The following is a 15405-nucleotide window of genomic DNA, read 5'->3' as shown; positions in this document are numbered from 1 at the left end:
GTATGGCCTATTGATAACGCGGAAGGCGGCGGATTCCATCCAGCCCTGACTTGGTCGCGTAGGAAAAGTTACCGATTTTCGTAAAGTATTCGTTACGATCGCCCGGTTCTTCTGTGTCTTGGGCTGTGAAAAGCGCGCGCTCTGTCACATAATCTTGACGACTATCTGCGCCCAGCGGCAAAAAGACGCGGCGCCTTCCCACCTTTCGGGCCTTTTCATGCGTATCAAAGTGCACTGCCAGAACCGCATCGGCATCCTGCGGGACATCCTCAACCTGTTGGTGGAGTACGGCGTCAACGTCGCCAAAGGCGAAGTTGGCGGCGAGCATGGCAACGCGATTTACCTGTTTTGCCCCAATTTGGTGAACATGCAGTTCCAGGCATTGCGCCCGAAATTCGAGGCGATTGCCGGGGTGTTTGGCGTCAAGCGAGTAGGGCTGATGCCCAGCGAGCGTCGGCATATGGAGCTCAATGCGTTGCTCGGTGCGCTGGAGTTTCCGGTGCTCTCCATCGACATGGGCGGCTCCATCGTCGCCGCCAACCGTGCGGCGGCGCAGTTGCTTGGGGTGCGGGTCGACGAGGTGCCGGGGATTCCGTTGTCGCGTTATGCCGAGGACTTCGATCTGCCGGAGCTGGTGCGCGCGAGCAAGTCGCGGATCAATGGCTTGCGGGTCAAGGTCAAGGGCGACGTATTCCTGGCGGACATCGCGCCGCTGCAATCCTCCGAGCACGATGACAGCGAAGCCATGGCCGGCGCAGTGCTGACCCTGCACCGCGCCGACCGCGTCGGTGAGCGTATCTACAATGTGCGCAAGCAGGAACTGCGCGGCTTCGACAGTATTTTCCAGAGCTCCAGGGTCATGGCGGCGGTGGTTCGTGAGGCACGGCGCATGGCGCCCCTGGATGCGCCTCTATTAATAGAAGGCGAAACCGGCACCGGCAAAGAGTTACTGGCGCGCGCCTGTCACCTGGCCAGCCCGCGCGGGCAATCGCCGTTGATGGCGCTTAACTGCGCCGGGCTGCCAGAGTCGATGGCTGAGACAGAGCTGTTTGGTTATGGCCCGGGTGCCTTTGAAGGCGCGCGCGCGGAAGGCAAGCTCGGGCTGCTGGAACTGACGGCGGGCGGTACGTTGTTTCTCGATGGTGTGGGAGAAATGAGCGCGCGGTTGCAGGTGAAGTTGCTGCGTTTTCTGCAGGACGGTTGCTTCCGCCGGGTGGGCAGTGATGAGGAGGTGTATCTGGATGTGCGGGTGATCTGCGCCACCCAGGTCGATTTGTCCGAGCTGTGCGCCCGGGGCGAGTTTCGCCAAGACCTGTATCACCGCCTTAATGTGCTGTCGTTGCACATCCCGCCCTTGCGTGAATGCCTGGATGGTTTGGCGCCTTTGGTTGAGCATTTTCTTGATCAAGCCAGTCGGCAGATTGGCTGCCCACTGCCCAGGTTGGCACCGGCGGCAATGGATCGGCTCAGTCATTACCATTGGCCGGGTAATGTGCGGCAGTTGGAAAACGTGCTGTTTCAGGCAGTGTCGTTATGCGAGGGCGGCACCGTCAAGGCGGAGCATATTCGCTTGCCGGATTACAGGGTGCGTCAGCCGCTTGGCGATTTTTCGTTGGAGGGCGGGTTGGAAAACATCGTCGGGCGTTTCGAAAAGGCGGTTCTGGAAGCCTTGTATGCCGAGCACCCGAGCAGTCGTCAATTAGGCAAGCGCCTGGGCGTGTCGCACACCACCATCGCCAATAAGTTGCGCGATTACGAAATTCTTAAGAGCGATAAATAAGGCACCAGGCTAAACACGGTTTAAAACTGTGGGAGCTGGCTTGCGTGCGATGGCGGTGTATCAGTGACACATAAGCCAACTTACCCTACGCCATCGCAGGCAAGCCAGCTCCCACATTTGTTATTTGTCATCTTCAAGACCTGTGCTTGCCGCAGGCGGCAGTAGTCCGCCGTTTTTTCGACTCTCTCCCAGCCTTGAAATCCTCACACCTCCCCGCAAACCCCCGCGCTGTCTGGACTTTTCCCTCTTTTAAAAAGTTGGTTCGCAAATTGCTTAAGCCTTATCAGTACAGCGGTGGGCGGCAAGCGTCCGTCAGAGAGAGGATAGAGCGTGGACAAGTACCTTTATGTGGCAATGACCGGCGCCAGCCAGAATGCACTGGCGCAGAAGGCCCATGCCAACAATCTGGCGAACATTTCCACCAACGGTTTCCAGCGTGACCTGGAGCAGGCGCGTTCGATGCCGGTGTTTGGTGACAGCTTTCCGGCGCGGGCGTTTGCCATGACCGAACGACCAGCCACCGATTTCTCCCCGGGCGCCATGATCGAAACCGGTCGTGACCTTGATGTGGCGGTCAACGGCAATGGCTGGATGGCCGTGCAAACGCCGGATGGCAGCGAAGCCTACGTGCGCAGCGCCAGCATGAACGTCGACGCGTTGGGCGTGCTGCGTGCCGGCAACGGCATGCCGATCATGGGCAACGGTGGCCCGATTGCCGTGCCGCCCCAGCAGAAAATCGAAGTGGGTGCCGACGGCACCATCAGCATCCGCGCGATGGGCGAAGGCCCACGGGTGATGGCTGAAGTGGACCGCATCAAGCTGGTCCAGCCGGACCTCAAGAACATGACCAAAGGTCTGGACGGCACCATCCACACCAAGGATGGCCAACCCGCCCAGGCCGACGCGAACGTGAAGTTGACCTCGGGCTTCCTGCAGGCGAGCAACGTCAATGCCGTTGAAGAAATGACCGCAGTGCTGTCGCTTTCCAAGCAGTTCGAGCTGCACATCAAAATGATGAACAGCGCTAAAGAAGACGACCAGGCCATGACCCGCGTATTGGCGATGAGCTGATAGCCGTCCCTGACTGAACACTAATTTTGCAGCGCAGCGCCAACAAACAGGCGCACGAAGGAGAACAGCATGCTTCCGGCTCTATGGGTTGCCAAAACAGGTTTGTCCGCCCAGGACACTAACCTGACCACCATTTCCAACAACTTGGCGAACGTGTCGACCACGGGCTTCAAACGTGACCGCGCCGAGTTCCAGGACTTGCTCTATCAGATCAAGCGCCAGCCAGGTGCCCAGTCGACCCAGGACAGCGAACTGCCGTCGGGCCTGCAACTGGGTACCGGTGTGCAAATCGTCGGCACCCAGAAGAACTTCACCGCGGGTAACCTGCAGCAAACCGGGCAGCCGCTGGACATGGCCATCAACGGCAAAGGTTTCTTCCAGATCCTGCAACCGGACGGCACCACCACCTACACCCGTGACGGCACGTTCCACCTGGACGCCAATGGCCAGGTCGTTACCTCCAACGGCTTTGCCTTGGAACCGGCGATCGTCGTACCCGCCAACGCCCAGACCTTCACCGTTGGTAACGACGGCACCGTGTCCATCACCGTTGCCGGCAACCCGGCTTCGCAAGTGATCGGCAACCTGCAAACCGCCGACTTCATCAACCCGGCCGGCCTGCAAGCCATTGGTAACAACCTGTTCCTGGAGACCGCTTCCAGTGGCGCGCCGCAAATCGGCACCCCTGGCCTGAACGGTTTCGGCACCACCCTGCAAAGCACCCTGGAAACGTCCAACGTCAGCACGGTTGAGGAGATGGTCAACATGATCACCACCCAGCGCGCCTATGAGATGAACTCCAAGGTGATTTCCACCGCCGACCAGATGCTTTCGTTCGTAACGCAGAATCTGTAATCAAGTCTATGGGGCGCCTTCGACGGCGCCTGCAACACCGTGAGGTAAGGGTCATGAATCGCTATGTTTCTGTTCTGGCATTGAGTGGGATCGCCGTGCTCGCGGGCTGTGTCGCCCCGACGCCAAAACCCAATGACCCGTACTACGCGCCGGTGCTGCCGCGCACGCCCTTGCCTGCGGCGGCCAACAATGGCTCGATCTACCAGGCCGGTTTCGAACAGAACCTGTACAGCGACCGCAAGGCGTTCCGGGTCGGTGACATCATCACCATCACCTTGAACGAGAAGACCCAAGCCAGCAAAAACGCCAACTCGCAGGTGGGCAAGACCAGCAAGACGAGCATTGGCTTGACCTCGTTGTTTGGTGGCGTCCCCAATACCAATAACCCGTTGGGCAGTGGTGATCTGAGCTTGAATGCCGGCTACAGCGGCGACCGCGCCACCAATGGCAAGAGCGCGGCGGGGCAGGGTAACAGCCTCACCGGTTCGATCACCGTGACCGTCGCGGATGTGTTGCCCAACGGCATCATCGCCATCCGTGGCGAAAAGTGGATGACCCTCAATACCGGTGATGAGTTGGTGCGTATTGCCGGGATGGTGCGGGCCGATGACATTGCCACTGACAACACTGTGCCGTCGACGCGGATTGCCGATGCACGCATCACCTACTCGGGTACGGGTTCGTTTGCTGATGCCAGTCAGCCGGGCTGGTTCGACCGTTTCTTCCTTAGCCCGCTGTTCCCTTTCTAGGTGACCACTTTGAAATTCAAACAGCTGATGGCGGCGGCACTCCTGCTTTCCTTAAGCGCTGTCGCCCAGGCCGAACGCCTCAAAGACATCGCCAGCATTTCCGGCGTGCGTTCCAACCAGTTGATCGGTTACGGCCTGGTGGTAGGGCTCAATGGCACGGGTGACCAGACCACCCAAACCCCGTTCACCCTGCAGACCTTCAACAACATGCTCTCGCAGTTCGGCATCAAGGTGCCGGCGGGTTCGGGCAACGTGCAGCTGAAAAACGTCGCGGCCGTGTCCATCAGTGCTGACTTGCCGGCGTTCGCCAAGCCGGGCCAGGTGGTGGACATCACCGTATCGTCCATCGGTAACTCGAAAAGCCTGCGCGGCGGCACGCTGTTGATGACGCCGCTCAAGGGTATCGACGGTAACGTCTATGCCATCGCCCAGGGCAACCTGGTCGTGGGTGGTTTTGATGCCGAAGGCCGTGATGGCTCGAAAATTACCGTGAACGTGCCGTCTGCCGGACGGATTCCGGGTGGCGCCATGGTGGAACGCACCGTGCCCAGCGGTTTCAACCAGGGCAACAGCCTGACGTTGAACCTCAACCGTTCTGACTTCACCACCGCCAAGCGCGTGGTCGACAAGATCAACGACATGCTCGGCCCTGGCGTGGCTCAGGCCATTGATGGCGGCTCGATCCGTGTGACGGCACCGTTGGACCCAAGCCAGCGTGTCGATTACCTGTCGATCCTGGAAAACCTTGAGGTCGACCCGGGCCAGGCGGTGGCCAAGGTCATCATCAATTCGCGTACCGGCACCATCGTGATCGGCCAGAACGTCAAAGTGTCGCCGGCAGCGGTGACCCATGGCAGCCTGACTGTCACCATCACCGAAGACCCTATCGTCAGCCAGCCTGGGCCGTTGTCCAATGGCCAGACGGCGGTGGTACCTCGCTCGCGGGTTAATGCTCAGCAAGAAGCCAAGCCGATGTTCAAGTTCGGCCCCGGCACTACCCTGGACGAGATTGTCCGTGCGGTGAACCAGGTGGGCGCGGCCCCAGGCGACTTGATGGCGATCCTCGAAGCTTTGAAACAGGCCGGCGCCTTACAAGCCGACCTGATTGTGATCTGAGGCCATCGCCATGGACATGCGCAAGAGCGGGATCAGCAGCACGGCAGACTCGGGGTCTTACTCCGACTTGAACCGGCTTAATCAGCTCAAGGTCGGTGCCGACAAGAACAGCGACGGCAACATGCGCAAAGTGGCGCAGGAGTTCGAGTCGCTGTTCTTGAGCGAAATGCTCAAGTCCATGCGCTCGGCCACCGAGGCCCTCGGCAAGGACAACCCGCTGAACACCCCGGCGGCCAAGCAATATCAGGAAATGTACGACCAGCAACTGGCAGTCTCGATGTCCCGCGAAGGCGGCGGTATCGGCCTGGCCGACGTGCTGATGCGCCAGATGCAGAAGAACAAGCCAGTGGACGCCCAGGCCGCTACCTTGCAAGGCCCGGCGGCTGCCGAGCCGGTGAAGAAAGCGGATGTGCCGACGGAAATCGCGGCGGGTACCAAGGCGAATGGGCCGCTGGGTCGCTCCAATGGGCAGCGGCCTCTGTGGGCGTTCCGTGTGGCGGTCCCTGAAGGCACCAACACTCATGCCAACGACGTGGCGCTGATGAACCAGCGCCGTATCTCCTTGCCGAGCAAGCTGACTGATCGCCTGCTCATTGGCATCGTGCCAAACGCTACCGCTGCCACCACCCCGGCAAGCGCGCCACTGCGTAACAGTGTCGCCGCCGACACGGTGATCAACAGCGCGGCGCGCAGCTTTGCCGTACCGAGCGGGCGCATGCAGGTTTATGGTCGCGCCGTTGCCCAGCCACCCTTGGCACCGGCGAAGAAGGCCTTCAGCTCGCAGGATGAATTCGTCGCCACCATGCTGCCGATGGCCAAGGCGGCCGCCGCGCGTATCGGTATCGATCCGAAGTACCTGGTGGCCCAGGCCGCGCTGGAAACCGGTTGGGGTAAGTCGGTGATGCGCGCCGAAGACGGCAGCAGCAGCCACAACCTGTTCGGTATCAAAGCCGGTCAGAGTTGGCAGGGTGCCCAGGCCCGCGCAATCACCAGTGAGTTTCGCGATGGGGCGATGGTCAAGGAGACGGCGCATTTCCGTTCCTACAACTCTTACCAAGACAGCTTCCATGACCTGGTGACACTGCTGCAAAGCAATGATCGCTATAAAGAAGTTGTGAAATCAGCCGACAACCCGGAGCAGTTTGTACGCGAGTTGCAGAAAGCCGGTTATGCAACCGATCCGGCTTACGCCAGCAAGATTTCGCAGATCGCCAAAACGATGAACAGTTACCAGAATTACGCAGCCGCTGGCGCTACCACACATTTATAAGGTCTGAATCATGAGTTTGCTCAGTATCGGGATGTCAGGGCTCAACGCCGCTCAAGGATCGCTGTCGGTCTTGAGTAACAACATTGCCAACGTCAACACCCCGGGATACTCGCGTCAGCAGACCACTCAGAACGCCAATGCCAGCAACCCCTATGGCGGCGTGTTTATCGGCAGCGGCACGACGCTGGCGGATGTGCGCCGCATTTATAACGACTTTTTGGGCGCCGCCTACCAGAGCAGCACGGCGCTCAATAGCGATGCCACTGCCTACGCGGGCCAGGCCGCAGCGATCGACAAGACCTTGTCGGACAAATCCACCGGCATGTCTGCGGTGCTCAGCGCATTTTTTGCCTCGCTGCAGACCGCCGCGGCGACGCCCAGCGACGTGTCCGCCCGGCAACTGCTGGTGACCAGTGCCCAGACCTTGAGCAACCGCTTCAACGCGATTTCCACGCAATTGACTCAGCAGAAAGAAGGCATCAACGCCCAGTTGACCACCATGAGCGATCAGGTCAACAAGCTGACGTCGTCGATTGCGTCGCTCAATGGTCAGATTTCCCAGGCCCAGGGCTCCTCGACCAGCGCGCCGGCCAACCTGCTGGATGCGCGTAACGAGGCGGTACGTTCGCTCAATGAACTGATTGGTGTCACGGCCACCGAGAAGAACGGCCAGGTCAGCATCACCACTGGCACGGGGCAGTCGCTCGTCGAGGGCAATGTCGCCAACACGATTTCAGCCGTGCCCAGCAAGACCGACAACAGCCAGTACACCATCCAGCTGAACATGGGCGACACACCGATGGACATCGGTAATGTCGTTTCCGGCGGCAGCATTGGCGGCTTGTTGCGTTACCGCAGTGATGCGCTGATGCCGGCCATCAACGACCTGGGCCGCATCGCCATCGCCACGGCGGACAGCGTCAACAGCCAGTTGGGTCAGGGTTTGGACCTCAACAGTGATTTCGGCTCTTCGCTGTTCAGCGACATCAACAGTGCGGCAGCGATTACTCAACGTAGCCAGGCCGCCTCGGGTAACAGCGCAGGCTCCGGCAACCTGAACGTGACGATTGCCGACAGCAGCAAGCTGTCGACCTTCGACTACAAAGTCACCTTCACCAGCGGCAACCAGTACAACGTGGTGCGTTCCGATGGCAAAGCCATGGGTTCGTTCGACACCACCACCACGCCGCCGCCGGTGATTGACGGTTTCACCCTGGCCTTGAATGGCAAGGGGCCGGTCGCTGCCGGTGACAGCTTCAAGGTCAGCCCGACCGCCACGGGTGCGAGCAACATTAGCGTCGATCTCAAAGACCCGAACAAACTCGCGTTCGCTGCACCCTTGGCGGGGAATGCCAGCAAAACCAACACCGGCACCGGCGCGTTTACGCAACCGACATTGACCGTGCCGATTGATATCAACGGCGGCGCCGCCACTGCTCAATTGCGTGCCGGGATCGAAAACTCGATGCCGGTGAAGATGGTGTTCGGCAAGCCTGCGGCGGATGGCACCCAGTCCTACACGGTCAACGATGCCCAGGGCAACGCGATCGGCACCGGCAGTATCATCCCGGGGCAGGGCAACAAGGTCACCATCAATGTGCCGATGCGCGATGCCACTGGTACGTTGATCCCAGGCAAGAGCTTCAGCTTTGATACCACGGTGTCCGGTGCGCCCGCCAATGGCGACAGCACCACCTTTTCGTTCAACAGCGGTGCGACCTCCGATGGCCGTAACGCCCAGCAATTGCTGGGGTTGCAGACCAAGGCGACGGTCGGCGCGGTGGATGGCAACGCGGGCGTCAGCCTGGTCAGTGCCAATAGCCGGTTGGTGTCGCAGGTGGGCTCCAAGGCGGCCCAGGCCAACACCGACAGCACCGCCACCGGCGCCTTGCTGGCGGCGAACAAGGCGGCCAGCAACTCCGTGTCCCAGGTCAACCTGGATGAGGAGGCGGGCGACATGATCAAGTTCCAGCAGTACTACACCGCGTCGTCGCAGATCATCAAGGCCGCGCAAGAAACCTTCAGCACACTGATGAACGCCCTTTAAAGGAGTCTGGAACGATGCGTATCTCTACACAGCAGTATTTCGACACCAGCTCCAGCAAGTATCAGGATAACTATTCGGGTGTGGTGAAGGCCCAGGACCAGGCGAGTTCCGGTGTGCGTGTGCAGACCGCAGCGGACGATCCGGTAGCCGCCGCCCAATTGCTGCTGTTGCAACAGCAGAAAGACATGCTGGGGCAATACAACGGCAACATCACGACCTTGCAAAACTCGCTGACCAACGAAGAAAGTGTCCTGGCGAGCATCAACACCACCCTGCAAAGCGCGCAGGGCCTGGCATTGCAGGCCGGTAACCTCAAGCTCAGCGATGATGACCGCAAGGCAATCGCCAGCCAGATAGGTGCGCTTGAAGACCAGGTGTTGGGCCTGCTCAACACCAAGGACTCCAGCGGCAACTACATGTTTTCCGGGACCAAGACCGACACGCCGCCCTACAGCCGTAACAACGATGGCACCTACACCTACCAGGGTGATGAGACGCCGCTGAGCCTGCAAGTGTCGAGCAACCTGACGATTTCTGCGGGTGATACCGGCAAGACGTTGCTGGAAAGTTCCTCCAATACCGGTCGCACCCAGGCTACCTTGTTGCCGCCTGCGGTGAATGACGGCAAGGTTGCGATCTCGGCGGGCCTGATCACCTCCGGCACCGCTTACACCAAGAGTTTTTCCGATGGTCAGCCCTATAAGTTGACCTTCTCCAGCAGTACCCAATATAGCGTGAGCGACAAGGACGGTAACGACGTTACCTCCGAGATCACCGGTAACGGCACGTTTGACTCCACCAAGGAAGGCGCCGCCAGCGTCAACCTGCGCGGGGTCAAGTTTGACATCAGCTTGAACCTCGGTCCGGACGTCGCATCGGGTGCTCCTTCTGATGCGTTGGTAGCGGGCAAGGCGGTTACCCTGGAAAGCAAGCCGGATACGTTCAGCAGCTCGCGTACCGCCAGTAATCCGTCCACGGCGCAACTGACCGGCGGCCGGGTCACGGATCAGGCGAGCTACGCCAGTACCTTTCCCAACTCGGGGGCGGTGATCAAGTTCACCAGCGGCAGTGCCTACGACGTGTATGCCCAGCCGTACACGCCGAACAGCAAGTCGATTGCCTCGGGCACCATGGCCGCAGGCGCGACGTCGATTACCGCTGCCGGGGTGACGTTCGATGTGAGCGGTACGCCGGGGGCTGGTGATCAGTTTTCCATCGGCGCCACCAGCAACAAGAACATGAACGCCCTGGATACCCTGAGCCAGTTGCGCCAGGCGCTGCTAACGCCGGCCGATGGCAACCAGGTCGCCAAGAACAACCTCAAGGACGTTATCAACACCACCATCGGCAACCTGACGAACGCTTCGGCGCAGATTGACCAAGTGCGTGGTTCGATTGGTGCGCGCCAGAATGCGCTGGATATTCAGGGCCAGGAAAACACCAGCCTGGGCTTGGCCAACACCTCCACCATGTCATCGCTGGCCAACGTCGATATGGGCCAGGCTGCCATTGACCTGACGTTGCAACAGACCATGCTGCAAGCCTCACAACTGGCCTTCGTGAAGATTTCCCAGTTGAGCCTGTTCAGCCGGATGTAATCGGCGGCAGCGCAAGCGGCCCACCCTGGAAGCAGGGTGGGCCGTTGTCGTTTCTGCTGCCGGGAATGTTGCAGGGTTTTGCACAAAGCGCACAAAATTGAGTGACCTGTGAGTCATAAAGCGCATCTTCACTGTATCGTGTGAAAAGGATAAGTCGTCTTCGGGTCTTTACGCGGCGGCTTTCAGCGATATTTTTATGGGGTTATCCCCTTTATTGTCAGCGCTCCCGGCGTAGCCCGAGGGGCGTTATCCAGCTATTTAGTATTGGGAAGCCACAATGATTGGCATAAAAAGCATCGCCAGTTACGTGCCGGCAGACGGGGTTGATAACTACGCCCAGGGCGCCAAATTCGCCAAGGATGAAGATTTCATCATCGGCAAGATCGGTTCGGCGTTCCTGCCGCGCAAGGATGCTGCGCAGGAAACCTCTGATCTGTGTGTCGAGGCGGTCAACGCCTTGTTTGCGGCTAACCCGGATTTGAAGCGCGAATCCATCGACGCGCTGATCGTCGTGACGCAAAACGGCGACGAAGAGGGTTTGCCCCACACCGCCGCTATTGTTCAGGACAAGCTGGGCCTGCCGACCCACGTAGCTGCGTTCGATATCTCCCTGGGCTGCTCCGGCTATGTCTACGGCATCTATGCGATGAAGGGCTTCATGGAAGCCACCGGCCTGAAAAACGGCCTGTTGATCACCGCCGACCCGTATTCGAAGATCGTGGACCCGGAAGACCGCAACACCACCATGCTGTTCGGCGATGCCGCCACCGCCACCTGGATGGGTGAAGACGCGCCCTGGTTGCTGGGCAAGTCGAAGTTCGGTACCGACGGTTCCGGCGCGCCGCACTTGAAGGTCAGCGACGGCGTGTTTTTCATGAACGGTCGCCAAGTGTTCAACTTCGCGTTGCTCAAGGTGCCGGCGCATTTGCACGAGCTGCTCAATGAGTCTGACCTCAAGGCTGACGAAATTGACGCGTTCTGCATCCATCAGGGCAGTGCGGCGATTGTCGACGCCGTCGCGCGGCGTTTCGAAGATGCGCCCGTGGAGAAGTTCATCAAGGACATGGTCGAGACCGGCAACACGGTGTCTTCGAGCATTCCGCTGCTGCTGGAAAAGCACATGATGGATGGCGACTGGAAGCGGGTTGCCATCAGCGGGTTTGGTGTGGGCCTGTCGTGGGGTTCGGCGATTCTCTATCGCCCGTGATGCCTTGATAGGTTGCACAAAAAACGCCCAGGCTTGAAAAAGCCTGGGCGTTTTTTATTTGGCGCCAAAAAACCCAGCATTTGCTGGGCATTGAGCTATCGTAAACGCTTGAATTACAAAGGGTGGCCCCGTGCTAGTAAAAAAAATCAAAAAAGTCCTCAAGCAACTTGCATTCACGACGATAACTATTACGAAGGTTCTCTAGGCCACACCCGGCGGTTGCCAGGGCCGGAAGCCGCAGTACACCACCCACGAGGATTTCGTCATGGCATTAACAGTAAACACCAACCTTGCTTCGTTGACCGTTCAGAACAACCTGAACAAGGCTTCCGGCGCCCTGCAAACCTCCATGCAGCGTCTGTCCTCCGGCCTGCGTATCAACAGCGCCAAAGACGATGCGGCCGGCCTGCAAATCTCCAACCGTCTGACCAGCCAAATCAACGGCCTGGGCGTTGCGATCAAAAACGCCAACGACGGCAGCTCGATTGCTCAGACCGCTGAAGGCGCCATGCAGCAGTCCACCAACATCCTGCAAAGCATGCGTACCCTGGCTCTGCAATCCGCCAACGGCTCGCCAAGCGCTGACGACCGTAAGTCGAACCAGGCTCAATACGCAGCACTGACTGCTGAATTGACCCGTATCGCTACCACCACTACTTTCGGTGGCAAGAACCTGCTGGACGGTTCTTTCGGTACCACTTCGTTCCAGGTCGGCGCCAACGCCAACCAGACCATCGACATGAGCATCGGTAACGTTGCCGCCAACAACATTGGTTCGCAGCAGCTGAAATCCCAATCCCTGACGCCTTCGGCAACAGGTATTGCTGGTGGCGCGATCACCGTTACCGGTGGTGGCCAGTCTGCAACCGTTACCCTGGCAGCTGGCGCTTCCGCCAAGCAGATCGCTGCTCAAATGAACGGCGCTGTCGGCGGCCTGGCTGCTACCGCCAGCACCGAAGCTCAGTTCACCGTGAACGCGGCTACCATTGGTGCGGCTACTCCTCCGAACGCTAACTTCACCCTGCAAGTGGGCAGCGGTGCAGCCGTTCAGTTCACTGGCGTGACCAAAACGTCCGACCTGGCTGACCAACTGAAGTCCAACGCTGCCAAGCTGGGCATCAGCGTTAACTACGATTCGTCGACCAACGCTCTGTCGGTCAAGTCTGACACCGGTGAGAACCTGACCTTCAACGCTGGTGACGGCGGTGCTGCTGGTATCTCGGTTGCAACCAAAGACGGCACCGGTACCTACGGTACTGCTACTGCACTGGCCGCCACCGCGATCATTGCTACCGGTGCTGTTTCGCTGAACTCCTCCAGCAGCTACGCGCTGAACGGCGCTGGTGTAGCCGGTGTGTTCGCTGCCGGTGCTGCTACCGCTGCCAACTCCACCAAAACCACCGTCAACAACACCGACGTTACTACCGCTGCCAACGCGCAAAACGCGATCGACGTGATCACCCAGGCGATCTCGGACATCGACTCCCAGCGTGCCGGCCTCGGTGCTGTACAAAACCGTTTCGACAACACCGTTGCCAACCTGCAGAGCATTGCAGACAACTCCACCGCCGCTCGCGGTCAGATCCAGGACGTTGACTACGCTGCAGAAACTGCTCAGCTGACCAAGCAACAAACCCTGCAACAGGCTTCCACTGCGATCCTGTCCCAGGCCAACCAACTGCCTTCCGCTGTACTGAAGCTGCTTCAGTAATAGCCATCGGTAGATGACTGACGGAAGGGCGCGTTTACGTGCCCTTTTGTCTTTTGCGTGATGAGGAGACTGGACATGGACATGAGCGTCAAGTTGAACCTGTCTTATCCGGCAGCGGCGCCGCAAAGTGCTCCTGCTCCCGTAAGTACCGACCCGCAGAAAACCAAGGTGGACCCTACGGTCGCCACGGTCCAACCCAAGCAGGACTCGAAGCCGTCCGACCTTGAACAGGCGGTCACGGATATTCGCAAATTCGTCCAGGCTGCCCAGCGCAACCTGGATTTTTCCATTGATGACACCACCCATCAGGTGGTAGTCAAGGTCATTGCGACCGACAGCGGCGAGGTGATTCGGCAGATCCCTTCGGAAACTGCGTTGAAACTCGCACAAAGCCTTCACGACGCCAGCAGCGTGTTGTTTGACGCCAAAGTCTGAGCTGGCATGAATTTTGTTGCTGAAGCTGCTTGAGGCGTCGTACGTCAAGAAAGCGCCAGCCCCGGATCAGGAGAACAGTCATGGGTGATATTACGGTTAGCGGCCCAGTTACGAACATCGATACCCAGTCGATCGTGACGGCATTGGTGAACGCGGAACAGGCACCCAAGCAGTCGCAGATCAACAAGCAGACGCAAACGTCGACCGCCCAGCTGTCCTCGATCGGCAAGATTCAAGCGGCATTGGATGCGTTCCGCGGCGCCATGGACAACATGGCCAAAGACGCCAGTATCGGCGGTTTGTCGGCAACGACCTCGGATAACAACGTATCGGCCATCACCCTGGGGGCCGGTGCCTCCGCGGGCAGCTATCAGTTGGTGGTCAACCAGTTGGCGACGGCCTCGAAGGTGGCTACCCAGACTTTTGCAGCCGGGGCGAAGGCTGTCGTCAATACTGGCACTACGTCGACCACCCTGGAAATTTCCCAGTCGGGCCAGAGCTATGGTGTGAGCGTTCCGCCAGGTGCGACGTTGCAGCAGGTGCGTGACTCGATCAACGCGCAATACAGCAGTGCAGGCTTGAGTGCCAACATCCTGACTGACGCCACCGGTTCGCGCTTGGTCATGACGTCGACCAATACCGGCGTCGGTACCGACATTACCCTTGGCGGTAACTCTGGCCTGGAAGCCGGAACCTCGGTCGTGACCGTGCCGAAGAATGCACAGTACACCATTGACGGCACCGCTCAGGAATCCAAGAGCAACACCTTGGGCGACGCGATCAGTGGCGTGAGTATCAAGTTGACGGCTGTGTCGCCTCTGCCTGCCGGTTCTACAGATCCGCTGCCCGCAGGCTCCACCGTTACGCGCCTGAGTTCGACCATTACCATCGCGCGAAGCACTGACACCCTCAAGAGTTCGGTCAAGGGCTTTGTCGACACTTATAACGCCTTGATGACGGCGATGAACACTGAGACCGCCGTGACCACCAATGCCGATGGTTCCACGACGTCTGCTGCGCTGACGGGCGACGCTACCCTGCGTACCCTGTCCTCGGCCGTTCGTAGCGAGCTGAACGCGTTGGGTGGTACGGGGGCGTTGAAGTCCCTGGCCCAGTTTGGTGTGAACACTGACCAGAAGACCGGCAAGCTCAGCATTGACGATAAGTTGTTCAGTGCCGCGATCGCGACCAACCCCACTGACATTGGCGGCATTTTCAACGGTGACACGGGGCTGCTGGCTCGGATGAAGTCCGCGACCGACAGCTATGCGCTCAGTGGCACCGGGGTTCTCGCCACGCGTACGTCGACACTGTCGGCAAACATCAAGGACCTGCAAAACCAGCAGGACACCCTGACTGCGCGCATGGCTGCATTGAAGACGAGCCTGACCGCCAAATACACCACGATGAACAACTTGGTTGCCCAGCTCACCAGTCAACGTTCCAGCGTCATGACCACGCTTAACGCGCTGAATAATCCGAAGACCAGTTGATCCTCAATGAGGCCGCCCGGCGAGGTGATTAACTTTGTCGGGCGTGACCTTCGCAAGACCACCGGCTTAAAGT

The 15405-nt window shown here is 59.4% G+C and carries 12 protein-coding genes; all 12 read left to right on the top strand.

Features of this window, described 5'->3' with window-relative positions; translation table 11 throughout:
- The first annotated feature begins 217 nt into the window (after positions 1-217).
- The 12 genes from A7J50_RS20670 (at position 218) to fliD (ending at position 15332) form a co-directional block, all read left to right on the top strand.
- Positions 218-1780: a sigma-54-dependent transcriptional regulator gene (locus A7J50_RS20670; protein ID WP_064453475.1), complete on the top strand. Its 1563-nt coding sequence runs from the start codon at positions 218-220 to the stop codon at positions 1778-1780.
- 330 nt (positions 1781-2110) lie between these two features.
- Positions 2111-2851: a flagellar basal body rod protein FlgF gene (locus tag A7J50_RS20665; protein ID WP_053257324.1), complete on the top strand. Its 741-nt coding sequence runs from the start codon at positions 2111-2113 to the stop codon at positions 2849-2851.
- A 69-nt stretch (positions 2852-2920) separates the two neighbouring features.
- Positions 2921-3706 carry a flagellar basal-body rod protein FlgG gene (flgG, locus tag A7J50_RS20660; RefSeq protein ID WP_064453474.1) on the top strand — a complete coding sequence of 262 codons (786 nt, stop codon included), beginning with the start codon at positions 2921-2923 and terminating at the stop codon, positions 3704-3706.
- 53 nt (positions 3707-3759) lie between these two features.
- Entirely contained in the window at positions 3760-4455 is a 696-nt protein-coding gene (gene flgH, locus A7J50_RS20655) for a flagellar basal body L-ring protein FlgH (RefSeq protein WP_064453473.1), read from the top strand.
- A 27-nt stretch (positions 4456-4482) separates the two neighbouring features.
- Positions 4483-5571 (top strand): flagellar basal body P-ring protein FlgI, encoded by a 1089-nt coding sequence (locus A7J50_RS20650; RefSeq protein ID WP_162232029.1) that lies wholly within the window; start codon positions 4483-4485, stop codon positions 5569-5571.
- 10 nt (positions 5572-5581) lie between these two features.
- A complete protein-coding gene (flgJ, locus tag A7J50_RS20645; RefSeq protein WP_064453472.1) occupies positions 5582-6841 on the top strand; it encodes a flagellar assembly peptidoglycan hydrolase FlgJ in 1260 nt (419 codons plus the stop codon).
- Positions 6842-6851: 10 nt separating this feature from the next.
- Positions 6852-8888 carry a flagellar hook-associated protein FlgK gene (gene flgK, locus A7J50_RS20640; protein ID WP_064453471.1) on the top strand — a complete coding sequence of 679 codons (2037 nt, stop codon included), beginning with the start codon at positions 6852-6854 and terminating at the stop codon, positions 8886-8888.
- Positions 8889-8902: 14 nt separating this feature from the next.
- Positions 8903-10486: a flagellar hook-associated protein 3 gene (locus A7J50_RS20635; RefSeq protein ID WP_064453470.1), complete on the top strand. Its 1584-nt coding sequence runs from the start codon at positions 8903-8905 to the stop codon at positions 10484-10486.
- Positions 10487-10763: 277 nt separating this feature from the next.
- On the top strand, positions 10764-11693 hold the full coding sequence (locus A7J50_RS20630) for a ketoacyl-ACP synthase III (RefSeq protein WP_064453469.1): 930 nt from the start codon (positions 10764-10766) through the stop codon (positions 11691-11693).
- 265 nt (positions 11694-11958) lie between these two features.
- Positions 11959-13404, top strand: a complete 1446-nt coding sequence (locus A7J50_RS20625) for a flagellin (RefSeq protein WP_064453468.1) — start codon at positions 11959-11961, stop codon at positions 13402-13404.
- 75 nt (positions 13405-13479) lie between these two features.
- Positions 13480-13839, top strand: coding sequence for a flagellar protein FlaG (locus A7J50_RS20620; RefSeq protein WP_053257315.1), 360 nt, complete (start codon positions 13480-13482; stop codon positions 13837-13839).
- Between the two features lie 80 nt (positions 13840-13919).
- Entirely contained in the window at positions 13920-15332 is a 1413-nt protein-coding gene (fliD, locus tag A7J50_RS20615; RefSeq protein ID WP_064453467.1) for a flagellar filament capping protein FliD, read from the top strand.
- Positions 15333-15405 lie beyond the last annotated feature (73 nt).

Origin of the sequence: Pseudomonas antarctica (genome assembly GCF_001647715.1) — a bacterium.
GTDB classification, from domain to species: domain Bacteria; phylum Pseudomonadota; class Gammaproteobacteria; order Pseudomonadales; family Pseudomonadaceae; genus Aquipseudomonas; species Aquipseudomonas antarctica_A.
Note: the sequence above shows the minus strand (reverse complement) of the source record. Positions and strands in the feature narration are given on the sequence as shown.

What these genes read in the sequence shown, in the direction of transcription:
- A7J50_RS20670 (WP_064453475.1), top strand. Translation starts at nt 218, where the DNA reads ATGCGTATCAAAGTGCACTGCCAGAACCGCATCGGCATCCTGCGGGAC.
- flgG (WP_064453474.1), top strand. Translation starts at nt 2,921, where the DNA reads ATGCTTCCGGCTCTATGGGTTGCCAAAACAGGTTTGTCCGCCCAGGAC.
- flgH (WP_064453473.1), top strand. Translation starts at nt 3,760, where the DNA reads ATGAATCGCTATGTTTCTGTTCTGGCATTGAGTGGGATCGCCGTGCTC.
- A7J50_RS20650 (WP_162232029.1), top strand. Translation starts at nt 4,483, where the DNA reads ATGGCGGCGGCACTCCTGCTTTCCTTAAGCGCTGTCGCCCAGGCCGAA.
- flgJ (WP_064453472.1), top strand. Translation starts at nt 5,582, where the DNA reads ATGGACATGCGCAAGAGCGGGATCAGCAGCACGGCAGACTCGGGGTCT.
- flgK (WP_064453471.1), top strand. Translation starts at nt 6,852, where the DNA reads ATGAGTTTGCTCAGTATCGGGATGTCAGGGCTCAACGCCGCTCAAGGA.
- A7J50_RS20635 (WP_064453470.1), top strand. Translation starts at nt 8,903, where the DNA reads ATGCGTATCTCTACACAGCAGTATTTCGACACCAGCTCCAGCAAGTAT.
- A7J50_RS20630 (WP_064453469.1), top strand. Translation starts at nt 10,764, where the DNA reads ATGATTGGCATAAAAAGCATCGCCAGTTACGTGCCGGCAGACGGGGTT.
- A7J50_RS20625 (WP_064453468.1), top strand. Translation starts at nt 11,959, where the DNA reads ATGGCATTAACAGTAAACACCAACCTTGCTTCGTTGACCGTTCAGAAC.
- A7J50_RS20620 (WP_053257315.1), top strand. Translation starts at nt 13,480, where the DNA reads ATGGACATGAGCGTCAAGTTGAACCTGTCTTATCCGGCAGCGGCGCCG.
- fliD (WP_064453467.1), top strand. Translation starts at nt 13,920, where the DNA reads ATGGGTGATATTACGGTTAGCGGCCCAGTTACGAACATCGATACCCAG.